This is a genomic window from Streptomyces kurssanovii, assembly GCF_040677245.1.
Taxonomy (GTDB): domain Bacteria; phylum Actinomycetota; class Actinomycetes; order Streptomycetales; family Streptomycetaceae; genus Streptomyces; species Streptomyces kurssanovii.
Genome location: NZ_JBFAQK010000016.1, coordinates 74,793 through 95,625, shown reverse-complemented (window position 1 = coordinate 95,625; position 20,833 = coordinate 74,793). Strand labels below are relative to the sequence as shown.

Sequence of the window (20,833 nt, the reverse complement as noted above, 5' to 3'; positions counted from 1 at the left end):
CGTGCCCCGCGCCTCGATCACCGGCGGGGGCCACAGGGCCGGCCGCGCGCAGCGGGAAACAGCCCTGGGACGTGCCGCCCAAGTCCGCCGAACCCAGGGGAAGCCCGAAGACACCGGGCCCCCCTGCGCCGCGACAGCGACAGCCCCCTCGACGAGGCCGAGCTGTACGAGGAAATGCTCACCTCCTTCGCCCGCCGCGAGACCGACAAGACCGGCCCCGCGTCCGCCGCCGCACCCGACGAGGAAGCGCGCGCCCGCGCCGAGCCGGTCCCGGCCCGGAGCGTTCCCCGGGTGCGGGCTCTGCGCTTGCCCGGGTTCGAGAGGGGGCCTGCCGCCGGGTCCGGGCCTGCCCGGCAGACCGGGCTCGGCCGGTTCGGGCCCTCAGCCTGCCCGGTAGGGGTCCGGGGCCTGCCCCGGGTTCGGGAGGCGCCCCCAACGGCCGCCAGGCGTAGGGAAGTTGGAAGGCACCCGGGCATGCCCGGCAGGGGCCGGGCTCGGCCGGTTCGGGTCCGGGGCGTGCCCGGCCGGGGCCCGGGGCCTGCCCCGGGTGCGGGGAGGCCCCTACGGCCGCCGGGCCGTAGGGAGCCTCACGTCGCCGCGCAGCTCATCCGTCGCGCCGTCTCCGCCATCGCCCGCATCGACTCCGCCGGTGAACGACGCGGCGACCATCCCAGCACCGCCCGCGCCCGTGACGCGTCCAGGCAGGTGAAGTCGGTGCCCGTCGACGCGCCCTGCGCCGCCACCTCGCCCGCCCGCAGGGCGAGCGCCGACGCGGGCAGGCCACAGGCCTCCGCCAGGGCCAGGACCAGTGTGTCGATGCCCCTGGCCGCGCCGGTGCCGATGTTGAACAGCCGCTGGTCCGCGCCCAGAGGCCGGGCGAACGCCGCCCGTACGACAGCGTCCGCCGCATCCCGCACGTCGACGTAGTCCCGCCGGGCGCCGGCCGCCACGGTCAGCTCGATCCGCCCGCCCGGCGAGGCCGCCGCCTCGGCGAAGCGGGCCGCCAGCGAACCGAGGAAGCTGCCCGGCGCGGGGTGCGGGCCGATCGTGTTCGCCATCCGCAGCACCACCGCGTCGATCCCCGCCGCCCCCAGCACCGCCCGGGACGCGGCCAGCTTCGCCCGCGCGTACTCGGTCACCGGCGCCGGTCGCGTCAGCTCGGTCACCGGCGTGCCCCGCGGCACCGGACCGTACTCGTGGACCGTGCCGAGCTGGACCAGACGCGGACGGCGCGCCGCCGGCAGCAGCCGCAGCGCGCCGATCAGCCGCTCCACCAACTCCACGTTCACCCGGTGCAGTTCCTCGCCCCAGCCGAGCGTCGCGTTCACGACGGCGTCCACCGCCTCGGCCGCCAGGAACTCCGCGAGCTGCTCCGCCGAGCAGCCCGCGGCGTCCAGCGGCACGAACCGGTGCGCGCCGATGTGCGGGGCGTACCGGCGGGCCACACCGACGACCTCGCTGCCGCCGTTCGCGAAGGCGGCACACACGTGCCGCCCCACACAGCCGGTCGCGCCGACGACCGCGACCCGCCCGCCCCCGGCCCGCGCGCCGCCCGGCCCGGGCCGGACGGTCACCGGTCCGCGGCGGCCACGGCCGCCGGGCAGTCCTCGTACCGCGGCAGCATGCCCCTGGCCCGCGCCTCGGCCAGGCCGACCGCCTCGGTGTCGCGCCGGGAGAGCGTGAAGGACATGCCCGTCGGCCAGGGCAGGCCGAGCGCCGGGTCGAGCGGGTCGATCGCCTGCTCCAGGTCCGCCCGGTACGGGGTCGAGACCAGGTAGGACATCACCGTGTCGTCCTCCAGGGACAAGAACGCGTGCCCCACCCCGTCCGGGAGGTACACCGCGCGGAAGGACTCGGTGTCCATCTCGACGGTGTCCCACGCCCCGAACGTCGGGGAGCCGACCCGGATGTCGACGACCACGTCCATGGCCCTGCCGCGGGCGCAGTGCACATACTTGGCCTGCCCGGGCGGGGTGGTGGTGAAGTGCACCCCGCGCATCACTCCCCGGGCCGAACGGCTGTGGTTGGTCTGCGCCACCGTGAAGGGGCGGCCCACCGCGGCGACGAACGCCTCCTCCTGGAGCGGGGACACGAACAGGCCCCGCTCGTCGCGGTGCACCCGCGGCGTGAACTCGTAGGCGCCGGCGACCGCCAGCTCCCGCACCTCGGCGGTGGACGTCGAAAAGCGGCGCGCCGTACCGGTCGTCATCACGCCCCGCCCACCACGTCGAGCACCGGCAGCGGGAAGACCAGCTTGCCGCCGCCGGCCACGTACTCGCGCTCCCGCTCCACGAACCCGTCGCGGTAGATCCACGGCAGCACCAGCAGCTGGTCGGGGCGGCGGGACCTGGCCTCCTCCTGGGAGACGATCGGGATGTACGTGCCGGGGGTGAACGCGCCGTGCTTCTCCGGGTTCACCTCACCGATGACCGGCAGGTCCTTCTCGCTCAGGCCGCAGTACTGAAGGATCACATTGCCCTTGGTCGACGCGCCGTACCCGAGCGTCAGCTTCCCCGCCCGCCGCGAGTCGTCGAGGAAGGCCAGCAGCTCCTCGCGGTAGCGGACCGTCCGTGCGGCGAACGCCTCGTAGGGGGCCGCAGTGTCCAGCGCGAGCGACGTCTCGTGCGCACGGACCCGGGCCAGGGACGCCTCGTCCACCGCGACCGGCGAGTCCTTGCGGGCCAGCACCGCGCACAGGCTGCCGCCGTACACGTCGTTCAGCTCCGCCCGTACGACCTTCAGCCCCACCCGCTCGGCCATCCACTCGATCTGGCCGAGCGCGTAGTACTCCAGGTGCTCGTGGCACACCACGTCGTACGCCGTGGCCTCGAGCATCGCCGGCATGTAGCTCTGCTCCATCAGCCAGACACCGTCCTCGGCGAGGATGTCGTGCACGTCCTGCATGAACTCCATGGGGCGCGGCAGGTCGTAGAACATCGCGACCGAGGTGACGACCTTCGCGCGGCGGCCGCCGAACCGCTCGGCGAACACCTTCCGCGAGAAGTACTCGGTGATCAGCTCGGCGCCCTCGGGATACAGGTGCCGGAACTTGCCGCCGGTCGGGTCGATCCCCACCAGCTGCGGGCGCAGCGCCGGGTCCGACGGGTAACCGCGCAGCAGGGTCGAGTCGTTGCTGCCGATGTCGACGACGATGTCGCCGGGCCGCACCTCGACCGTCTTCAGGAGGGAGGCGACCTTGTCCTGCAAATGCCGGATCATGAACTCGCCGAGCCCGGAACGGTAGCCGTAGTGGTCTCCGTACATCAGGTCGAAGTCGGCCGTGTGCAGCAGCTGCACCAGCCCGCACCCGTCGGGCTGCGAGCACTTGACGAGCTCCAGCGGCACCGACGCCACCGTCTCCTCCCGGTTCTTCGGGAAGACGCCGGTCAGGGCCTGGGGGCCCAGATCCAGCACGGGCAGCAGCGCACGGTTGCCGCAGATGCGGCACTCGTCGATCTTCATCTCTTGATCCTCCTGAGGGGAACTGCCTTGGGCGGCGGCGCCCCATGCTGGCCGACGGCCCTCGAGGGCCGGTCGACGGCGGTCCTGACACACTCCGGGCGCGCACGACGCCCGGCCCTCGACGCCCGGCCCTCGGCGCACGACGCCCGGCGCGTACGGCCGTCGGTGTACGGCGCGCCCGGTTCTCAGCGGGCGACGCGTTCGAGCAGCGGCACGTACAGGTTCGGGTCGCTGCTGCTGAGCGTGCGCAGCCTGGCGCGGTGCGCGGCGAACTCCGGGTGGGCCAGGGCGGCACGGAAGGACTCCTCGTCCTTCCAGTCGGCGATGTTCACGTACAGGTGCGGCTCGTCGACGTGCTGGAGCAGCCGGTGGTGCAGGAAGCCGGGCCGGTCGGCGAAGAACGCCGACGTGGCGTCGAAGGCCGCCTCGAACTCCTCGCCGGTGCCGGTGACATGGAACCGGTTGATGAAAGTGATCACAGTGGCTTCCCTTCTCTGCCGTGTCCTTGGCCCGCCACGGTCCCGTCCACTGCTAGAGCAGCCGTCGAACCGGCCGGGCGCCGCCCGCGGCCCCGACCGGTCCCCGACCGGTCCCCGACCGGTCCTCGACCGTTCCCCTGCCGGGTCTTGAGCCGCGCTCCGGCCCCGCTCAGGGACGGTTTGGGACCCTCGGCCGGATACCCGCTACCCGTAAGGAAGCCGACGTGGATCCGACCAGCACCGCCGTCCTCGCCGAAGGACTGCGCAAGCGCTACGGCGACCGGTACGCACTCGACGGATTCGACCTCCGTGTACCCGCCGGCACCGTCCACGGGCTGCTGGGCCCCAACGGTGCGGGCAAGACCACCTCCGTCGGCATCCTGTCGACCCTGCTGAAGGCCGACGGCGGACGCGCCGAGGTCGCGGGCCACGACGTCGCCCGCCAGGCCGCCGAAGTCCGCGCGAGCATCGGCCTGGTGGGCCAGTACGCCGCCGTCGACGAAGTCCTCAGCGGACGGCAGAACCTCGTCATGTTCGGCCGCCTGCACCACCTGTCGCCGGCCGCCGCCCGCCGCCGCGCCGACGAACTCCTCGAGCACTTCCGTCTCGCCGACACCGGCAAGAAGCCGCTGAAGGAGTACTCCGGAGGCATGCGCCGCCGCCTCGACCTGGCGGCGAGCATGGTCCTCGCCCCGCCGGTGCTGTTCCTCGACGAGCCGACCACCGGCCTCGACCCGCGCAGCCGCGGCGAGGTGTGGGAGGCGGTGCGCAGCCTCGTCGACACCGGCACCACCGTGCTGCTGACCACCCAGTACCTGGAGGAGGCCGACCAGCTCGCCGACGCCGTCTCCGTCATCGACTCCGGCAAGGTCATCGCCGAGGGCACGCCCGACGAGCTCAAGTCCCGCATCGGCGGCGACCGGATCGACGTCGTGGTGCGCCGCGCCGACCAGCTCCCCGCCGCCGCGGCGGCGCTGGAGCAGGTGTGCGCCGACCGGCCGGACACCGACCACGACACCCGCCGCATCAGCGCCCGCGTCAAGGACCGCACCAGCGCGCTCGCCGGCATCGTCCGCGCCCTGGACGCGGCCGGCGTGGCGGCCGAGGACATCGCACTGCGCCGGCCCACCCTCGACGAGGTGTTCCTGCACCTGACCGGCACCGCCACCGGCAGCGGCGCGTCCGGTGGTACCGGTGACGGCGCCCGAGAGGCGGTGGCGGCATGAGCATCACCGCACCCCGCCCCATGGACCGCGCCGCCCTCGCCCCGGTGATCGCCCGCACCCCGCTGGCCCGGCTCCGCTGGGCGGCCGCCGACGGCTGGACGGTCACCCTGCGCGGCCTGACCCACTGGGTCCGCGAACCGGGCACCCTGATCGGGACGCTGGCCTTCCCCGTCATGATGGTGCTGATGTTCGGGTACTTCTTCGGCGGCGCCATGCAGGTGCCCGGCGGAGGCAACTACCGCGAGTTCCTGGTACCCGGCATGTTCGTCATGACGATGGTCTTCGGCATGGGCGAGACGGTCACCGCCGTCGCCGCCGACAAGAACCGCGGCGTCACCTCCCGCTTCCGCACCATGCCGATGGCGCCCTCCGCCGTGGTCGTCGGACGCGCCGTGACCGACATGCTCTCCTCCCTGCTGGCCCTGGCCGTCCTGTTCGCCACCGGCCTGGCCATCGGCTGGGAGGCCCACGGAACCCTCGGCGAAACCACCCTCGCGGTCGGCCTGTTGCTGCTGCTGCGCTTCGCACTGGTGTGGGCCGGCATCTACCTCGGACTGCTGATGAAGGGCCCCGAGGGCATCACCATGGTGCAGACCCTGGAGTTCCCGATCGGCTTCCTCACCAGCGCGTTCGTCGCACCGTCCACCATGCCGGGCTGGCTGGGCACGATCGCCGAGTGGAATCCGTTGTCCTCCACGGTGCTGGCGGTACGGGAACTGTTCGGCAACCCGGGATTCGGCGGGGACTCATGGATCGCGCAGCACGCGCTGCTGATGGCCGTGGTGTGGCCCGTCGTCCTGTGCGCCGTCTTCTTCCCGTTGTCGGTGCGCCGCTTCCGCAACCTGACAAGCTGATCATCGGCGCGCACGAACGGCGCCGCACGGCCACGAACGACGCAGTACGAGCACGACAGCAGCACGAGCACGACAGCAGTACGAGCACGAGCACGACGCGGCACGAGCGAGACGCAGTACAAGAGAACAGCACGCAAGAGAGAGCGGGACGCATGGTGTGGTTGGCGCCTGAGCAGGCCGGACTGCTGGCGCGGTGCGCGGTGGTCTTCGAGGCGGGGGACCCGGCGCGCACCGGCCGCCTCGTCTTCTTCGACCCGGACGGCTCCCCGCCGCCGGACACGGCGGCGGGCGAGCCGGGCGAGGCGTCCCTCGTCGTGCCGCACGACGGCGGCGTCGCACTGCGCACCCTCCCGGTGCTGCGCCTGCCCCTCGCCCAGGCGCTGCCCGCCCTGATCGAGGCACGCCGCTCCCACGGCCGGGACGGCGCCGCCGTGCATCCGGCCGCCGCGTTCTGGGGGGCCGCCGCCGCCCTCGGGCTGCATCTCGCAGCCCGGGAGCGGCTGCTGCCCGGCGTCTCCGCCGGCGGCTACGACACCTGGCGGGCCGGACCGCTCGACCTCGAGGACGTCGTACGGCTGCGGGAGCTCGCCCAGGCCGCCCCCGGCGAGGCCGTCGCCGCACCCGGCAGCGACGTACAGGCGCTGCTGCGCGCCTTCCTCGACGCCGTCGCCGACACCCTGCCGCGCACCGCCGCCGCCCCGGCCGCCACCGGACGGGCCGCGTTCTCGGCCACCGAGCCCCAGCACGTGCCCCAACTGCGCGCCTGGGCCGAGGAGATCTCCGCCGGACTCGACTCCGGCGTGCGGGTCTCCCTCCACGTCCACCTCGCCGAGACCCCCGACGGCCCGCCCGCCCTCCACCTCGTCCCGCGCGCCCACAGCCTCGCCGACCCCACCCTCGCGCTCGACGCGGGCGAACTGTTCGCCAGCGCCGACCACGCGCTCGGCCCGCGCGCCCAGGCCGACACGATCCTCGCGGTGCGCCGCGCGGCCGGCGTGTGGGAGCCGCTGCAGCGGCTGCTGCCCGTACCGTCCGCCCTGGTCCTGACCGACCGGGAGACCACCGAACTGATCGGCACCGGCGCGGCCCGGCTGCGCGCCCACGGCATCGACGTCCACTGGCCCGAAGGCGCCGCCCGTTCCCTGAGCGCCCGCGCCGTCGTCGGCGCCGACCGTGTCCCGCCCGCCGACCTGCGCTCCTTCCTCGGCGGCGACCACACCGTCGACCTGCGCTGGCAGCTCGCCCTCGACGGCGAACCCCTCACCGAACAGGAGACGGCCCACGTCGCCGACGAGGGCCGCCCCCTCGTCCGGCTCCGCGGCCGCTGGACCCTGGTGGGCGCCGACCTCGCCCGCAAGGCCCGCGAACGCGCCCTCGGACCGCTGACCGCCATCGAGGCCCTCGCCGTCGCCCTCACCGGCCGCACCCGCATCGGCACCGAAGAGGTCCCCGTCGCCCCCAGCGACTGGCTGCTGGCCCTGCGCGCCCGCCTCACCGACCCCGACGGCGGCACCGAACCCCTGCGGCAGCCCGACGCACTCGCCGCGACCCTGCGCGACTACCAGCTGCGCGGCCTGCGCTGGCTCGACCGCATGACCTCCCTCGGCCTGGGCGGCTGCCTCGCCGACGACATGGGCCTGGGCAAGACGATCCAGCTCATCGCCCTGCACCTGCTGCGCCAGGAACACGACGACACCCGCGGCCCCACCCTCGTCGTCTGCCCCGCCTCCCTGCTCGGCAACTGGCAGCGCGAGATCGGCAGATTCGCCCCCGGCACCCCGGTACGCCGCTTCCACGGCACCGGCCGCAGCCTCGAAGGCGCCGACGCCGGCTTCGTCCTGACCACCTACGGCACCATGCGCCTGGACGCCGAACGGCTCGGCGGCCACCGCTGGAGCATGCTCGTCGCCGACGAGGCCCAGCACGTCAAGAACCCGCTCTCCGGCACCGCCAAGGCCCTGCGCCTGATCCCCGCCGACGCGAAGATCGCCCTCACCGGCACCCCCGTCGAGAACAGCCTCTCCGAACTGTGGGCCGTCCTGGACTGGACCACCCCCGGACTGCTGGGTACCCACGGCCACTTCCGCCGCCGCTGGATCGCCCCCATCGACGCCGAACGCGCCGACGCCACCGGCGAGCAGCCCACCGCCCGCGAACTGGCCGGACTCGTCCGGCCGTTCCTGCTGCGCCGCCGCAAGTCCGACCCCGGCATCGCACCCGAACTGCCGCCCAAGACCGAGACCGACCGGCCCGTCGCCCTCACCGCCGAACAGTCCGCGCTCTACCGGGGGCACGCGCAGGACGTCATGGACCGCATCCGCGCCAGCCAGGGCATCGCCCGCAGCGGCCTGGTCCTCAAACTCCTCACCGGCCTCAAACAGATCTGCAACCACCCCGCGCACTTCCTCAAGCAGGACGACACCGTCCTGTCCGGCCGCTCCGGGAAACTCGAACTCCTCGACGAACTCCTCGACACCATCACCGCGGAGGGCGGCGCGGCACTGGTGTTCACCCAGTACGTCGCCATGGCCAAGCTCCTCGAACGGCACCTGCGCGAACGCGGCATCGGGGCCCAGCTGCTGCACGGCGGCACCCCCGTACCCCGCCGGGAGGAACTCGTCCAGCGCTTCCAGGACGGCGAGGTCCCCGTCTTCCTGCTGTCGTTGAAGGCCGCCGGCACCGGACTCAACCTCACCCGCGCCGACCACGTCGTCCACTACGACCGCTGGTGGAACCCGGCCGTGGAGGCCCAGGCCACCGACCGCGCCTACCGCATCGGCCAGACCAGATCCGTCCAGGTGCACAAGATGATCGCCGAAGGCACCATCGAGGACCGCATCGCCGCCCTGCTCGAGTCCAAGAAGGACCTCGCCGACGCCGTCCTCGGCTCCGGCGAAGGAGCCCTGACGGAACTGACCAACGACGAGCTGGCCAACCTGGTCGAACTGAGGAGCGTCTGATGAGCGATCACGAGGCGAGCGGCGCCCGCGGTTTTGCCGCCTTCCCCGCCCGCAAGGGCGGCCGCACCCGCGGCCAGTCCCCGTGGGCCGGCCGGTGGACCGAGGCCCTGGAGGACACCTGGCCCGAGGAGGAACCCCTGAAGAAGGGCCGCGCCTTCTCCCGCACCGGACGCATCGGCCCCATCACCGTCAGCCCCGGCCGCATCGCCGCCGAGGTCTACGCCGGCGAGGCCGCCCACGCCACCACCCTCACCGTCACGGCATGGGACGACGACGACTGGGACCTGCTGTGGGAGAGGACCGCCGACCGGCCCGACGCCACGGAGGCCCTGCTCGCCGGCGACCTGCCCGAAGACCTCCTCGAAGCGGCCGAGGACGCCCGCCTCGGGCTGCTTCCCGGATACGGCGACCTGGACGCGGACTGCGACTGCGACGCGCTCGACCACCCCTGCCCGCACGCCACCGCCCTCGGCTACCAGTTCTCCTGGCTCCTCGACTCCGACCCGTGGCTGCTCCTGCTGGTCCGCGGCCGGGACACCCACGAGGCGCTCGACGAGCTGAAGTCGGTCCTGATGCTGCGCGCGCTGACCGCCACCGACGACGAAGAGGACGACGACGAAGAGGACGAGGACGGGGACCACGGCGGGGGAGAGGCGCCCGAGCAGGAGGACCGGCAGCCGCAGGAGACCTACGAGAGCAACCGCGAGGCCTACGCCCGCCCCGCCGCCCCGCTGCCCGCCCTGCCGCCGCTGCCCGAGCCGCTGCCCACGGCCGCCGAACCGGTCACCGGCATCGAGGCCGACCCGCTGGAGCGCCTCGTCGCCGACGCCGCCGTCCGGGCGCGTGAACTGCTCGCCCACATCGCCGGGTTCGGCGACACGCCGCCCGCACCGCCGCTCGACGAGTGGCACGACACGGTCCGCATCGCCGCCACCCACCCCGACCCGCGCGTCCCCGCCCGGCTGCGCGACGCCTGCGGCCGTCCCGACGACCTCGACCGGGCCGCCGAGGCCTGGCGCACCGGCGGGAAAGCGGGCCTGGAGGTCCTCGAACAGCCCTGGGCCCCCTCCGAACAGGAGACCGCCCGCGCCCGCACCGCCCTCGCCGCGGGCTGGGACGACGACCTGCCGGCCCTCGACGTCGACGGCAACCACTGGACCCTCACAGGCCGCGGCCTCCAGCTCCGCCAGGGCCGCGACGCCCGCTGGTACCCCTACCGCGACCGCTCCGGCACGTGGTGGCCCGCCGGCCCCCCGGACACGGACCCGGCCGTCGCCCTCAGCGAACTCCTCGCCCCGCAGGAGGCGTAGCGCAGTCGACGCTGCTCATGCCGTCGCGGTGTCCTGGACGACACCGCGACGGCCCGCCGGCGGGCCGCCGCCGATCGCCCGGCCGAACGACCAGCGCTGAACAAGCGCCCTAGCATGACGGCATGGCCCTGGACCTCTTCGCAGGCATCCCCGTGAGCGACTACCGGGCCGCCCTGCTCTGGTACGAACGGCTGCTCGGCACTCCTCCCACGTTCGTCGCGAGCGACACGGAAGCCGTGTGGGAACTGGCGGAACACCGTTCGCTGTTCATCGAGCACCGACCCGAGCACGCCGGCCACGCCCTGCACACGGTCTTCGTGGACGACCTCGACGCCTTCGTCTCCCAGGCATCCGGCCGCGGACTCGAGCCCACGAAACGGGAGACGTACCCGAACGGCGTACGCAAGGCCCTGTACCGCGACCCCGACGGAAACGAACTCGACTTCGGCGGCGCCCCGCTCTGACCGCGGCCCGAACGCGCCCCCCGGCACCGCCGAGCCGACGGCCGGCAGTTTCCGCTGTGGGCAGCATCCGACCATCGTGTCTGCACCCGACAACGGCGCGTCGAAATGCCGGCAGGGCGGTCAGCCTTCGCGGCCGTGCTCACCCAGGCGGCGGTCGAGGTCGCTCGTCCACTGCTGGGCCCACGCTCTGAGCCGAGCGATCTCATCCTCGGTGAGTCCGTAGGCAGCGAATTCCTCGTCGTCGTACCAGTCGGCACCGGCGAGACGGTCGCGCAGGTCCTGGAGGCGGAAATCGTCGCGACCGTGCCGCTCGCCCAGCCGCTCGAGGTCGGTGGTGGTGCAGTGGGCGGCTGCGGCTGCGTGGACGTCTACGAGATCCCGCACCGCGCCGCGGTCGGCCAGTGCCCGGACCTTGGTCCCGATGACATCGTCCAGCGCGAGCACCGGGCCGTACTCGGTCGTGTACGGCGGCGCCCAGAGGTTCTCCTTGAGGATGTCCACCTCGCAGTCCTCACCGCTTCGGGGATCTGCCACCAGCAGGCGTGCGGAAAGCGGGTCCACACTGATCACAGTGACGTGCCAGCCCCGCCGGGTCAGGCCGTTTCGCAGGTCGTCGGCGATTCCGGCCATCGGCGCCGGGCTCTCGGTGGCCACGTCGAGGTCTTGGCTTAGCCGGTCGACCAGTCCGTGTGCCTGGACGGCGTGTCCACCGGTGATGACCAGTGGATACGGAGCGCCGATCGCGAGAACGTCTGCCAGGAGTCGGCGGTGCAGTCCCGTGAGGTTCACGCGGCGGTGGATGTCCGGCGGGCGAGCTCGGGAAAGGAGTCTTCCCACACATCGCGGATGTGCCTGCTGACCAGGGTGCGCAGCACGGGCCACTGATCGAGCAGCAGGTTCCGGTCGAGCAGGGCGGTGAGATCGCCGTGCTGCCCCTCGGCCAGGACAGTGCGGTAGAGGCTCATACGCTGCCGCGGCCGGTCCAGGTCGTATGTGCGAAGTCCGGACCAGGCGACATGCAGCGGGAGCTCGACCCGTCCCGTCACCGGCCCGGCGAGGTCTTCCAGGCGTGCCGGCAGCCGGCTCGTATACCGCCCACGCAGCACTTCGGCGGCGGATGACGAGGAACGGGGAGTGGGCTGCGGCACCATGTCCGGCATTATCCCTCGTCGGGGTCGCATCCGACAGCAGAGGGGTGTACGGGTCGTGTGCGCTTTGCCGGCGCGGGCCGTTCCCGTTCCGGTGACGTAGCGATCAGGCACACGGCTTCGGCACACTCAGTCGTCGGCGAGAAGTTGCCGGGCGAACCGGCGGACGGCATCGGTGAAGGCGCCCGGGTCGTCGAAGTTCGCGAGATGGCGTGCCTGCGGGATCAATTCGACGCGGGCGTGCGGGTGAGCCCGGGCGAAGTCCCTCTCCCCGGCCCGGAAGACGGTGTCCTTCTCGCCGTTGAGGATCAGTACCGGAGCCTTCACATGACGCATCGCGCCGGCGTCGAAGCGGCCCAGGACCTCGTCCCAGGCGGCCGGCAGGGTGTGGAAGGCGTAGCCGGCGCGGATGGTCGCCGCCACCACCTCCGGCGGGTAGAGCCGTCGCAGAAGCCGGTCGTTCCAACGGGTCAGGCGGTCCACCGGTATGCGGGGGAACAGCTTGGCCGCCCAGCGATACGGCGTTGCCCACGGACCGCGGGTCGAGGCGCTGGCCCCGGCGAGAACCAGACCGCGCACGTGGTGCGGACACCGCCGGGCGAATTCCAGCGAGGCGTATCCGCCGAGTGAGTGCCCGACCACCAGAGCGGGCCCGCGGTCGAGCGCATCCACCGCGGAAGCGATGATCCGTGTCGCACTGCTCAGGCTCCAGGGGTCGGCCGCGCGTTCCCCGTGGCCGGGCAGGTCGACGGCGGCCACCTCGAACTCGTCGCGGAGCGCGGCGAGTTGCATGCTCCACTGTCCGGCGCTGAATCGCGTTCCGTGCACGAAGACGATCGGCAAGGAATCCGCTGTCGTCATCAGTCCCCCCGTGACCACGTGATGCGGACGGCGACTGCCCGGACGCCGGGCAGTCCTCTGCAATGCGCCTTCGACGCCTCTCCCGAGTCTCTCTCATGCCTCGGGCGACCTCCGCAGCCTCTCCCCTCCTGCCTCACGGCTCCGGCGATCCTCCAGCGCGCGAAACCACCATCGAGGCCGACAGGTTTTCGCCAGTGCGAGGAGCGGAAGGGGGCGCGGCCCATGGGCGGCGGCACACTCGTCGAGGACATCGGGGCGCATGCGCGCCGTGCGCCGCAGGAGACGGCGCTCGTGTGGCACGGCGACGAGATCACCTACGGCGCCCTGTGGCGGCGCGCCGAGCGGGCCAGGGCCCGTGTCGCGGACACGCCCGGCCGGGGTCCCGTCGGGGTCCCGGCCGTCAAGTCGCCCGGCACGATCGCGCTGGTCCTCGCCTGCATGCTGGAGCGCCGTCCGGTGCTGCTGCCGTCGGCGACGCTCGGCAAGGACGTGCTGGAGCAGCTGTACGAGCAGGCCGGCGCCGTCCCCCTGCCCGAGCGGCCGGACGACGACACACCGGACGACGACACGCCGTACGGCGACCTCGGCGCCACGCGCGACACGCCCGCCGACCCCGAGGCCCCGGTCCTGCTGCTGACCACCTCCGGCTCGACCGGGCTGCCCAAGATCGTGCCCGTCGCAGGCGGCGCCGTCGACCGTTTCACCGCCTGGGCCGCCGGCGCTTTCGGTATCGGACCCGGCACGAACGTCCTCAACTACGCGCCGCTCAACTTCGACCTGTGCCTGCTCGACGTGTGGACCACCCTCGCGTACGGCGGCCGTGTCGTCCTCGTCGACCCCGACCAGGCCATGAGCGGCCGTCACCTGCTGGAGACGATGGAGCGCCACGACGTCCACGTCGTCCAGGCCGTGCCCATGTTCCACCGCCTGGTCACCGACGCCGCCCGCGAACACCGCACCACCGCCCTGCCCTGCGTACGGCACGCGATGACCACCGGCGACGCCCTGCCCGGCCCGGTCCTGGCCGAACTGCCGCGCCTGTTCCCGAACGCCCGGCTGCACAACGTCTACGGCTGCACCGAGACCAACGACAGCTTTGTGCACGAGGTGACCGGCGAGCAGGCCGCGGCCGGCGCGGCCCTGCCGCTGGGCCGCCCGCTGCCCGGCGCCGACGCCCTCGTCGTCACCGACGACGGCACCGTCCTCGAGGGCCCCGGCAGCGGCGAACTGTGGGTCACCACACCGTTCCAGACCAGCGGCTACCTCGGCGCGGCCGCCGCCCGGCCCGTGTTCGCGCCCCACCCCACCGGCGCCGACGACCGGCGCTGGTACCGCACCGGCGACCTGGTGCACCGCGGCGCCGACGGCGCCCTGACCCTCGCCGGCCGCACCGACTTCCAGGTCAAGGTCCGCGGCGTGCGCATCAACGTCCAGGAGGTCGAGCACGTGCTGCTCGCCCACCCCGAGGTCACCGAGGCCGCGGTCCTGGCCCTGCCCGACGAGGTGGCCGGCCGGCTGCTGCACGCCGTGGCCCGCCGCACCCCGGGCAGCGGCCTCAACAGCCTGACCCTGCGCGGCCATCTGGCACGCGGTCTGCCGAGGGCCGCGGTCCCCTCGGTCCTGCGCTTCACCGACGAGCCGCTGCCCCGGACCTCCACCGGCAAGGTCGACCGCGACCGTGTCGTGAAGGACCACTTCACCAAGGAGAACTGACATGCCCCACGCCCAGGCCATCAAGGAGTTCATCGTCGAGGAGTTCCTGCCCGACATGCCCGCGCGGGACCTGGCCGACCACGACGACCTGCTGGAGGGCGGCGTCATCGACAGCCTCGGCCTGCTCAAGGTGATCGCCTGGCTGGAGGACCGGTACGACATCAACACCGACGAGGTGGACCTGGACCCCGAGTCCTTCAAGTCGGTGGCGGCCATCGAGGCGTTCATCGCCGACGCCTCCCGCACCCGGGCGGAGGCCGCCTAACCATGCACGACGCCGTCGCCGCCCTGATCGCCCAGGACCGGCCCGTCGACCTTCCCCAGTGGCGCTCGTTCTGGGACAGCCTGCACGACGGCGCGCTGCGCCGGGGCGAGAGCGTGGCCCTGCTCGCGTCCCTGTCCACGCAGATGCCCGGCCGCGCCACCCTGACCGCGCTGCTCGACTCGCTCGCCGAACGCCGCCCGGGACAGGGCACCGGGCGGCCGGTGTTCGAGGGCGCCGTCAACATCGTCGGCACCGGCGGAGGCCCGCGCACCCTCAACATCTCCACCGCGGCCGCGCTGACCGCCGCCGCGATGGGCACCCGCGTCGTCAAGACCGGCTCCCGCGCCTACACCTCCGCCCTCGGCTCCCTCGACCTGCTCGAACGCCTGGGCATCGAGACGGCCTCCTCCTACGAGCAGACCCACGAGATGCTCGAACGGTGCGGCATCGCGTTCGCCGGCATGTTCGTCTACCCCGCCGAACTGGGCCTGCTCGCACGCGGCGTGCTGCCGCTCGACGTCCGCCGGCTGGGCCGCTTCGTCAACGCCCTCGGACCGTTCCTCGCCGACATGCCGGTCGACGCCCAGCTCACCGGCGTCTCCGACCCACGGCTCGTCCCCGGCCTGCGGCATGCCGCCGAGCACACCGCCCGCCGCACCGGCGGATCCGTGTGGCTGGCCACCAACGACACGGGCGCCGACGAACTGATCGGCTTCACTCCCAACTTGGTGCGCACCTACGAAGGCGGCGGCGAGGACGAGTTCGTCCTCGACCCCGCCGCGCTCGGCCTCGGCCCCGGCGCCCTGGAGGACCTGCGGCCCGGCGCCGACCCCGTCCGCGACGTCCTGGACCTGCTCGCCGGCCGCGGCCGCCCGGCGGCAGAGGACGCGGTCTGCCTCAACGCGGCGGCCCTCGCCGTCGCCGGCCGTCTCACCGGCGACTGGCACCAGGCCCTGCGCGGCGCCCGCGCGGTCCTGAACGACGGCTCGGCCCTCGCCCTGGTCGACCGGCTGCGACGCACCACGGAGGTGGCCCATGTCTGACCCCCGCCCCACACCCGCCACGGGCCCCGCGGCTGCGGCCGGTCCCGCTCCCACCCCTGCCGTCGGCACCGGCAACGGCCCTGCACCCGCCACCGCGCCCGCGCCCGGAAACGGCGCCGCGCCCGGGAACGCCACCGCCACCGCCACCGCCGCCGCGCCCGGAAACGGCGCCGCGCCCGGGAACGCCACCGCCACCGCCACCGCCGCCGCGCCCGGAAACGGCGCCGCGCCCGCGTCCCGCCCGGGCGGGTTCTTCACCCACGCCGCGCCCGGCCGGCCGGGCCTCGCGCTGTTCCTCAACGCGGGCGACCCGCCGCTGGACCGGCTGCCCGACCTTGCCGCCCTCCTCGACGAGAGCGACATCGACTGCCTCGAACTGGCCGTCCCCTTCCCCGGATCCGTCACCGACGGGCCCGTCATCCGCCGCTCCGCCGACCGCGCCCTGGCCCACGGCACCGACCTCGCGGCCGTCCTCGCCGCCGTCGCCCGGGTCCGGCCGAGTCTGAAGAGACTGCGCATCGCGCTGCTCGCCGACTTCAGCCACACCGTCAAGGGCACCGCCCCCGGCGACTTTGCCGCCGCCGTGCGCGACGCCGGCTGCGACGGACTGCTGCTGCACGGCGTCCCGCCCAGGCTGCGCGCCGCCCACTACGACGCCGCACACGACGCCGGCCTGCCGCTGGTCACCACCTGCTACGCGGTCTCCCGGCCCGACGCGGTCGCCGAGGCGGCGGCGCAGGCCACCGCCTACCTCTACCTGGTCGCGCACTACGGCCGCAGCGGCACCGCCGCGGCCCTCGACCACGACCGGCTGGCCCGGTCCGTCGCCGCCCTGCGCGCCACCGCCACCGCGCCCGTCGCGGTCGGCTTCGGCGTCAGGACCCGCGCCGACACGCTGCTCCTGCAGGACCTCGGCGCGGACGCCGCCGTCGTCGGCAGCGTCGGCGTGGCCCGTATCGAACAGGCCCTGACCGAAGGCGGCGACCCCGTCGAGGAGTTCGGCTCCTTCGTGAGGGAACTGCGCGGGCCGTGAAAGGAACAGGAACGGGCCGTGAAGGGAACCGCGCGGGCCGTGAGGGGAACGGAACGGGCCGCGAGCGGCCCCGCCGGCCCACCGTGTGAAGAGCGGAACCACCCGTACGAAAGGAGACCCGCATGATCGTCCGCAAGCTCGAAGAGGTCACCTGCGTCGACTGGGGCAACGGCCTCAGCCGCAGATTCCTCACCCAGGCCGACGGCGTCGGCTACACCGTCACCGACACCATCGTCCGCGCGGGCACCACGTCCCGTCTGGAGTACCGCAACCACCTCGAGAGCTGCTACTGCATCGAGGGCAGCGGCGAGGTGATCGACGGCGACGGCGTCTCGCACCCCATCACCCCCGGCACCCTGTACGCGCTGGACCGGCACGACGCCCACTGGCTGGTGGCGAGCCCGCACGAGGACCTGCGCCTGGTGTGCATGTTCACCCCCGCGCTGCGCGGCGACGAGAGCCACAACCTCGACTCGCCCGAATTCTCCCACTACTGATGGCCGACTTCACGAAGGACCAGCAGGCCCTGCGCGACGGCCTGGCGCCCGTGCTCGAAAAGCTCGACGACGGGCACATCGAGCGCGACGCGGCCGCCGAGTTCCCCCAGGAGGCATGGCGGCGACTGGCCGGCACCGGAATCCTCGGACTGCCCTTCGACGAGCGCCACGGCGGGCTCGGCCAGTCACTGACCACCACCATGTACGTCCTGGAGGGCCTGGGGGAGGGCTGCCGTGACGCCGGACTGAACTTCTCCGCCTGCACCCACATGGTCTCCGTCGGCGTACCGCTGCAGCGCTTCGGCTCCGACGCCCTCAAGGAGCGCCACCTGCCCGGGATCTGCACCGGCGAGCTGATCGGCGCCCACGCCATCAGCGAACCCGACAGCGGCTCCGACGCGCTGGCGATGCGCACCCGGGCGGTACGCGACGGCGACGCCTACGTCCTCAACGGCAGCAAGTCGTTCGTCAGCAACGGGCCGGTCGCCGACGTGTTCACCGTCTACGCCCGCACCAGCGACCGTCCCGGGCCGCTGAGCATCACCGCGTTCCTCGTCGACGCCGACACCCCGGGCCTGACCCTCGGCCGGCCACTGGCCAAGATGGGCCTGCGCACCTCCCCGCTGTGCGAGCTGTACTTCGACGACTGCCGCGTCCCGGCCGACCGCGTGATCGGCCGGCCCGGCGGCGGGTTCCTCGTCCTGGACCATGTGATGCGCTGGGAGATCCTGTGCTCCTTCGTCATCAACGCCGGCGAGATGCAGCGCCGGGTGGACGCCTGCGTCCGCTACGCGCAGACCCGCAGCCAGTTCGGGCAGCCCATCGGCTCCTACCAGGCCGTCTCCCACAAAATCGTCGACATGGCCACCGGCGTGGAGACCTCCCGCCGCTGGCTGTACGAGACCGCGCGCAGGATGACCGCCGGCGACAACGTCACCCGCGACATCGCCATGGCCAAACTCGTCACCAGCGAGGCCAACGTCGCCTCCGCCCTGGCCGCCGTCCAGATCTTCGGCGGCAACGGCTACATGGCCGAGTACGGCATCGAGAGCCAGCTGCGCAACGCGGTCGCCGGAACGATCTACTCCGGCACCTCCGAGACCCAGCGCAACCGCATCGCCGCACTCCTGGGCCTTTGAACCTCACCGACGGGCCTTGTGAATTCACCCGACAACGAAGCGGATCACAGCTGCCATGACGACCCGACTGAGCACCGCCGCCCTCGAGGCCACCGAGTTCCTCGACCACGAGAGCGAGCAGGTACGCGCCTTCGTGGCCGACGCCCTGCCGCCCGGCGCCACCACCCCCACCGAGCAGGCCGTCGCCCTCTACTACGCGGTCCGCGACACCGTCCGCTACGAGGTCTACGGCGCCGACCTGACCCGCCAGGGCCTGCGCGCCAGTACCGTCGCGGCCGGCCGCTCCGGCATGTGCCTGCACAAGTCGGTCCTCTACGCGGCCGGCCTGCGCTCGCTCGGCATCCCCGCCCGCCTCGTCCTGACCGACGTACGCAACCACCTCGCCTCCCCGAAACTGATCAGCCTGCTCGGCGGCGACGTGTTCCACCAGCACTGCCTGACCTCGGTACGCCTCGAAGGCCAATGGGTGCGCGCCACACCGGTGTTCAACAAGACCCTGTGCCGGCTGTACCGGATGGCGCCCCTCGACTTCGACGGCACCGCCGACAGCCTGCACCACCCCTTCGACCTGCAGGGCCGCCGCCAGATGGAGTTCCTGCGCTTCCACGGCGAGTTCGACGACCTGCCCTACGAGGCCGTCCTGACCGACCTGCGCGCCGCGCACCCCGGCCTGTTCGGCGCAGGCGACGACCGCTTCACCGCCGGCTCCCTGGAACACGACGCCGACCGGACGGCGGCCGCCTGATGCTGGTCAAGATCTGCGGCGCCACCACCACGGCGGAGGTCGACGCCGTCGCCGCCTCCGGCGCCGACCTGATCGGCCTGTGGCACCACGTCCCGGGCGGCCACGCCGACCTGACGCTCGATCAGCTCACCGCGCTGTCCGCCCGGGCCCGCAGCGCGGGCCTGACGCCCGTCCTGGTCACCTTCTCCGCCGACACCGGCGCACTGTCGGCGGCCGTGCGGGCGGCGCAGGTCTCCTGGGTCCAACTGCACGGTTTCCAGACCCCCGGCGTGCTGCGCGCCCTGCGCGCGCAGTGCCCCGACGGCCTGAAGATCGCCAAAGTGCTGCACGTACGCGACGACACCTGCCTGGAGGGCCGGCTCACCGGCGCTTACGAGCGGGCCGGCGCCGACTGCTTCCTGTTCGACGCCGTCACGGGCGACGGCCGGATCGGCTCCACCGCCCAGCGCCTGGACGACACCACGGTCACGAAGCTGGCGGACGCCACGTCCCTGCCGTTCCTCCTCGCCGGCGGCCTCGGCCCCGACAACCACGGCGACTTCCCCGCCACCCGGACCCATCCCCGCTTCCTCGGCATCGATGTCGACTCCGCCGCCCGCGACGCCGACGGCCTCCTGAACACCTCCCGGGCCCAGGCCGTCACCCACGCCTGGCGAACATCCTGAACCCCCTGCACACGGCGGCGGCCGGCCCCCGGGGGGACCGGCCGCCGCCGCGCACACCCGCAGGGCCGTCAGGAACGACCGCCGCGCGGCGCGGTGCGCCGGCCGCGGGACGTGCGGCCCCACGGCTTGTAGACGGACACCACCGCCGCGACGGTCAGCAGCGCGAACAGCACCGGCACGCTCCACAGCAGGAAGTCCGCCGGCCAGCCCGGCTTCGGCGGCGCGCCGCCCGCCGTCGCGGTGTTCTCGGTGGCCTGCATGACGATCGGGTGGATCACGAACCACGCGAAGATCGTCATGAACAGGGTGATCACCCACTTGACGATGATCCACCAGTGCAGCAGCAGGCCCCACTTGGTGCCGCAGGACAGCAGAATGCCGGACAGCGCGGCGGTGATGCTGAACACCGTGACGCACGTGTCGTCGAAGACGTACATCGCGTAGTAGACGCCCTTGGCGACCGCGGCGTCCTCGGTGGTGTACCCCATGACGGCCAGCACGGCCATCGCCAGGGACAGACCCACCCAGCCCACCGAGGTCACGACGTGGACGGCGAGCGTCAGCCGGCGCGCCCTGCGGGAGAGTTCGAACTTCTTCTTGGTCCTGCCCCGCGTGGTGGGGGACTGGCTTACGGCGGTGGCGGACAAAGCGGCGACCTTTCGTGGGGGACGAGGGGGAGAGGGAAGTGGCCCGACCAGGCGGTCGACAGCCCCGCGACGGCCCCGCGGCCACCCGACGGCCGGCCGTGCCCGGGCGTGCCGGCGCGCACGGGCACGCAGGCGAGGCCCTCCGCCGGGAGCATCCCCGCCGCCGCTCGAGAACGGCTCGAGCGGCGCTCCCGCCCTTCCCCGCCCCCGCCCGGCCCGGGGCGCGTTCCAGCCAGTCTCCGGGGGCCCTCCAGCCGGACTGTTCAGCCTTGCACCACCAAGGTCCGAGGAGTCTCGGGAAAGCCGGGACCGACAGGGTGGA

21 protein-coding genes are annotated in these 20,833 nt (G+C 73.3%); 13 read left to right on the top strand and 8 right to left on the bottom strand.

Translation table 11 applies throughout. The features are described from left to right. Positions 1-587: 587 nt before the first annotated feature. The 4 genes from AB0K36_RS14585 to AB0K36_RS14570 all read right to left on the bottom strand — a co-directional run bounded on the left by AB0K36_RS14585 (position 588) and on the right by AB0K36_RS14570 (position 3,941). Positions 588-1,574 (bottom strand): NAD-dependent epimerase/dehydratase family protein, encoded by a 987-nt coding sequence (locus AB0K36_RS14585; protein WP_364593214.1) that lies wholly within the window; start codon positions 1,572-1,574, stop codon positions 588-590. Then, entirely contained in the window at positions 1,571-2,209 is a 639-nt protein-coding gene (locus AB0K36_RS14580; protein WP_364593211.1) for a dTDP-4-dehydrorhamnose 3,5-epimerase family protein, read from the bottom strand. The genes AB0K36_RS14585 and AB0K36_RS14580 overlap by 4 nt, the downstream gene beginning before the upstream one ends. Next, positions 2,209-3,462, bottom strand: coding sequence for a class I SAM-dependent methyltransferase (locus AB0K36_RS14575; RefSeq protein ID WP_364593208.1), 1,254 nt, complete (start codon positions 3,460-3,462; stop codon positions 2,209-2,211). The genes AB0K36_RS14580 and AB0K36_RS14575 overlap by 1 nt, the downstream gene beginning before the upstream one ends. A 185-nt stretch (positions 3,463-3,647) precedes the next feature. Next, entirely contained in the window at positions 3,648-3,941 is a 294-nt protein-coding gene (locus AB0K36_RS14570; RefSeq protein WP_364593205.1) for an antibiotic biosynthesis monooxygenase family protein, read from the bottom strand. Between the two features lie 224 nt (positions 3,942-4,165). On the opposite strand from AB0K36_RS14570, the gene AB0K36_RS14565 reads away from it, so the two are divergent. The 5 genes from AB0K36_RS14565 (at position 4,166) to AB0K36_RS14545 (ending at position 10,755) form a co-directional block, all read left to right on the top strand. Beyond that, positions 4,166-5,167, top strand: coding sequence for an ATP-binding cassette domain-containing protein (locus tag AB0K36_RS14565; protein ID WP_364593202.1), 1,002 nt, complete (start codon positions 4,166-4,168; stop codon positions 5,165-5,167). A gap of 20 nt (positions 5,168-5,187) precedes the next feature. Continuing rightward, complete coding sequence (locus tag AB0K36_RS14560) at positions 5,188-6,021, top strand: ABC transporter permease (protein ID WP_364593310.1); 834 nt, start codon at positions 5,188-5,190, stop codon at positions 6,019-6,021. Between the two features lie 152 nt (positions 6,022-6,173). Beyond that, positions 6,174-8,981, top strand: coding sequence for an SCO1167/SCO6262 family helicase (locus AB0K36_RS14555; RefSeq protein ID WP_364593200.1), 2,808 nt, complete (start codon positions 6,174-6,176; stop codon positions 8,979-8,981). Beyond that, positions 8,981-10,291, top strand: coding sequence for an SWIM zinc finger family protein (locus AB0K36_RS14550; RefSeq protein ID WP_364593197.1), 1,311 nt, complete (start codon positions 8,981-8,983; stop codon positions 10,289-10,291). The genes AB0K36_RS14555 and AB0K36_RS14550 overlap by 1 nt, the downstream gene beginning before the upstream one ends. 122 nt (positions 10,292-10,413) lie before the next feature. Then, the gene (locus AB0K36_RS14545; RefSeq protein WP_364593194.1) at positions 10,414-10,755 is read left to right on the top strand and encodes a VOC family protein; all 342 of its coding nucleotides are present in this window, start codon (positions 10,414-10,416) and stop codon (positions 10,753-10,755) included. A gap of 120 nt (positions 10,756-10,875) precedes the next feature. Here the strand turns inward: AB0K36_RS14545 and AB0K36_RS14540 are convergent, their stop codons facing one another. The 3 genes from AB0K36_RS14540 to AB0K36_RS14530 all read right to left on the bottom strand — a co-directional run bounded on the left by AB0K36_RS14540 (position 10,876) and on the right by AB0K36_RS14530 (position 12,764). Continuing rightward, entirely contained in the window at positions 10,876-11,544 is a 669-nt protein-coding gene (locus tag AB0K36_RS14540; RefSeq protein WP_364593191.1) for a nucleotidyl transferase AbiEii/AbiGii toxin family protein, read from the bottom strand. Beyond that, the gene (locus tag AB0K36_RS14535) at positions 11,541-11,906 is read right to left on the bottom strand and encodes a hypothetical protein (protein ID WP_364593188.1); all 366 of its coding nucleotides are present in this window, start codon (positions 11,904-11,906) and stop codon (positions 11,541-11,543) included. Before AB0K36_RS14535 ends, AB0K36_RS14540 begins: the two co-directional genes overlap by 4 nt. Before the next feature lie 126 nt (positions 11,907-12,032). Beyond that, positions 12,033-12,764, bottom strand: a complete 732-nt coding sequence (locus AB0K36_RS14530; protein ID WP_364593185.1) for an alpha/beta fold hydrolase — start codon at positions 12,762-12,764, stop codon at positions 12,033-12,035. A 222-nt stretch (positions 12,765-12,986) separates the two neighbouring features. Here AB0K36_RS14530 and AB0K36_RS14525 point away from each other — a divergent pair, with 222 nt between their 5' ends. From AB0K36_RS14525 to AB0K36_RS14490, 8 genes are all read left to right on the top strand, one after another. Further along, complete coding sequence (locus AB0K36_RS14525; protein ID WP_364593182.1) at positions 12,987-14,477, top strand: AMP-binding protein; 1,491 nt, start codon at positions 12,987-12,989, stop codon at positions 14,475-14,477. 1 nt (position 14,478) lies between these two features. Further along, positions 14,479-14,742, top strand: coding sequence for a phosphopantetheine-binding protein (locus AB0K36_RS14520; protein ID WP_037775600.1), 264 nt, complete (start codon positions 14,479-14,481; stop codon positions 14,740-14,742). A 2-nt stretch (positions 14,743-14,744) separates the two neighbouring features. Continuing rightward, the gene (locus AB0K36_RS14515) at positions 14,745-15,785 is read left to right on the top strand and encodes an anthranilate phosphoribosyltransferase (protein WP_364593179.1); all 1,041 of its coding nucleotides are present in this window, start codon (positions 14,745-14,747) and stop codon (positions 15,783-15,785) included. Continuing rightward, positions 15,778-16,818 carry a tryptophan synthase subunit alpha gene (gene trpA, locus AB0K36_RS14510; RefSeq protein ID WP_364593176.1) on the top strand — a complete coding sequence of 347 codons (1,041 nt, stop codon included), beginning with the start codon at positions 15,778-15,780 and terminating at the stop codon, positions 16,816-16,818. The genes AB0K36_RS14515 and trpA overlap by 8 nt, the downstream gene beginning before the upstream one ends. Positions 16,819-16,940: 122 nt before the next feature. Continuing rightward, the gene (locus AB0K36_RS14505; protein ID WP_364593173.1) at positions 16,941-17,315 is read left to right on the top strand and encodes an ectoine synthase; all 375 of its coding nucleotides are present in this window, start codon (positions 16,941-16,943) and stop codon (positions 17,313-17,315) included. Then, the gene (locus tag AB0K36_RS14500; RefSeq protein WP_364593170.1) at positions 17,315-18,454 is read left to right on the top strand and encodes an acyl-CoA dehydrogenase family protein; all 1,140 of its coding nucleotides are present in this window, start codon (positions 17,315-17,317) and stop codon (positions 18,452-18,454) included. Before AB0K36_RS14505 ends, AB0K36_RS14500 begins: the two co-directional genes overlap by 1 nt. A 55-nt stretch (positions 18,455-18,509) precedes the next feature. Further along, positions 18,510-19,199: a transglutaminase-like domain-containing protein gene (locus AB0K36_RS14495; protein ID WP_364593167.1), complete on the top strand. Its 690-nt coding sequence runs from the start codon at positions 18,510-18,512 to the stop codon at positions 19,197-19,199. After that, entirely contained in the window at positions 19,199-19,864 is a 666-nt protein-coding gene (locus AB0K36_RS14490) for a phosphoribosylanthranilate isomerase (RefSeq protein ID WP_364593164.1), read from the top strand. Before AB0K36_RS14495 ends, AB0K36_RS14490 begins: the two co-directional genes overlap by 1 nt. A 68-nt stretch (positions 19,865-19,932) precedes the next feature. Here the strand turns inward: AB0K36_RS14490 and AB0K36_RS14485 are convergent, their stop codons facing one another. Then, positions 19,933-20,511, bottom strand: coding sequence for a DUF2269 family protein (locus tag AB0K36_RS14485; RefSeq protein ID WP_189473726.1), 579 nt, complete (start codon positions 20,509-20,511; stop codon positions 19,933-19,935). Positions 20,512-20,833 lie beyond the last annotated feature (322 nt).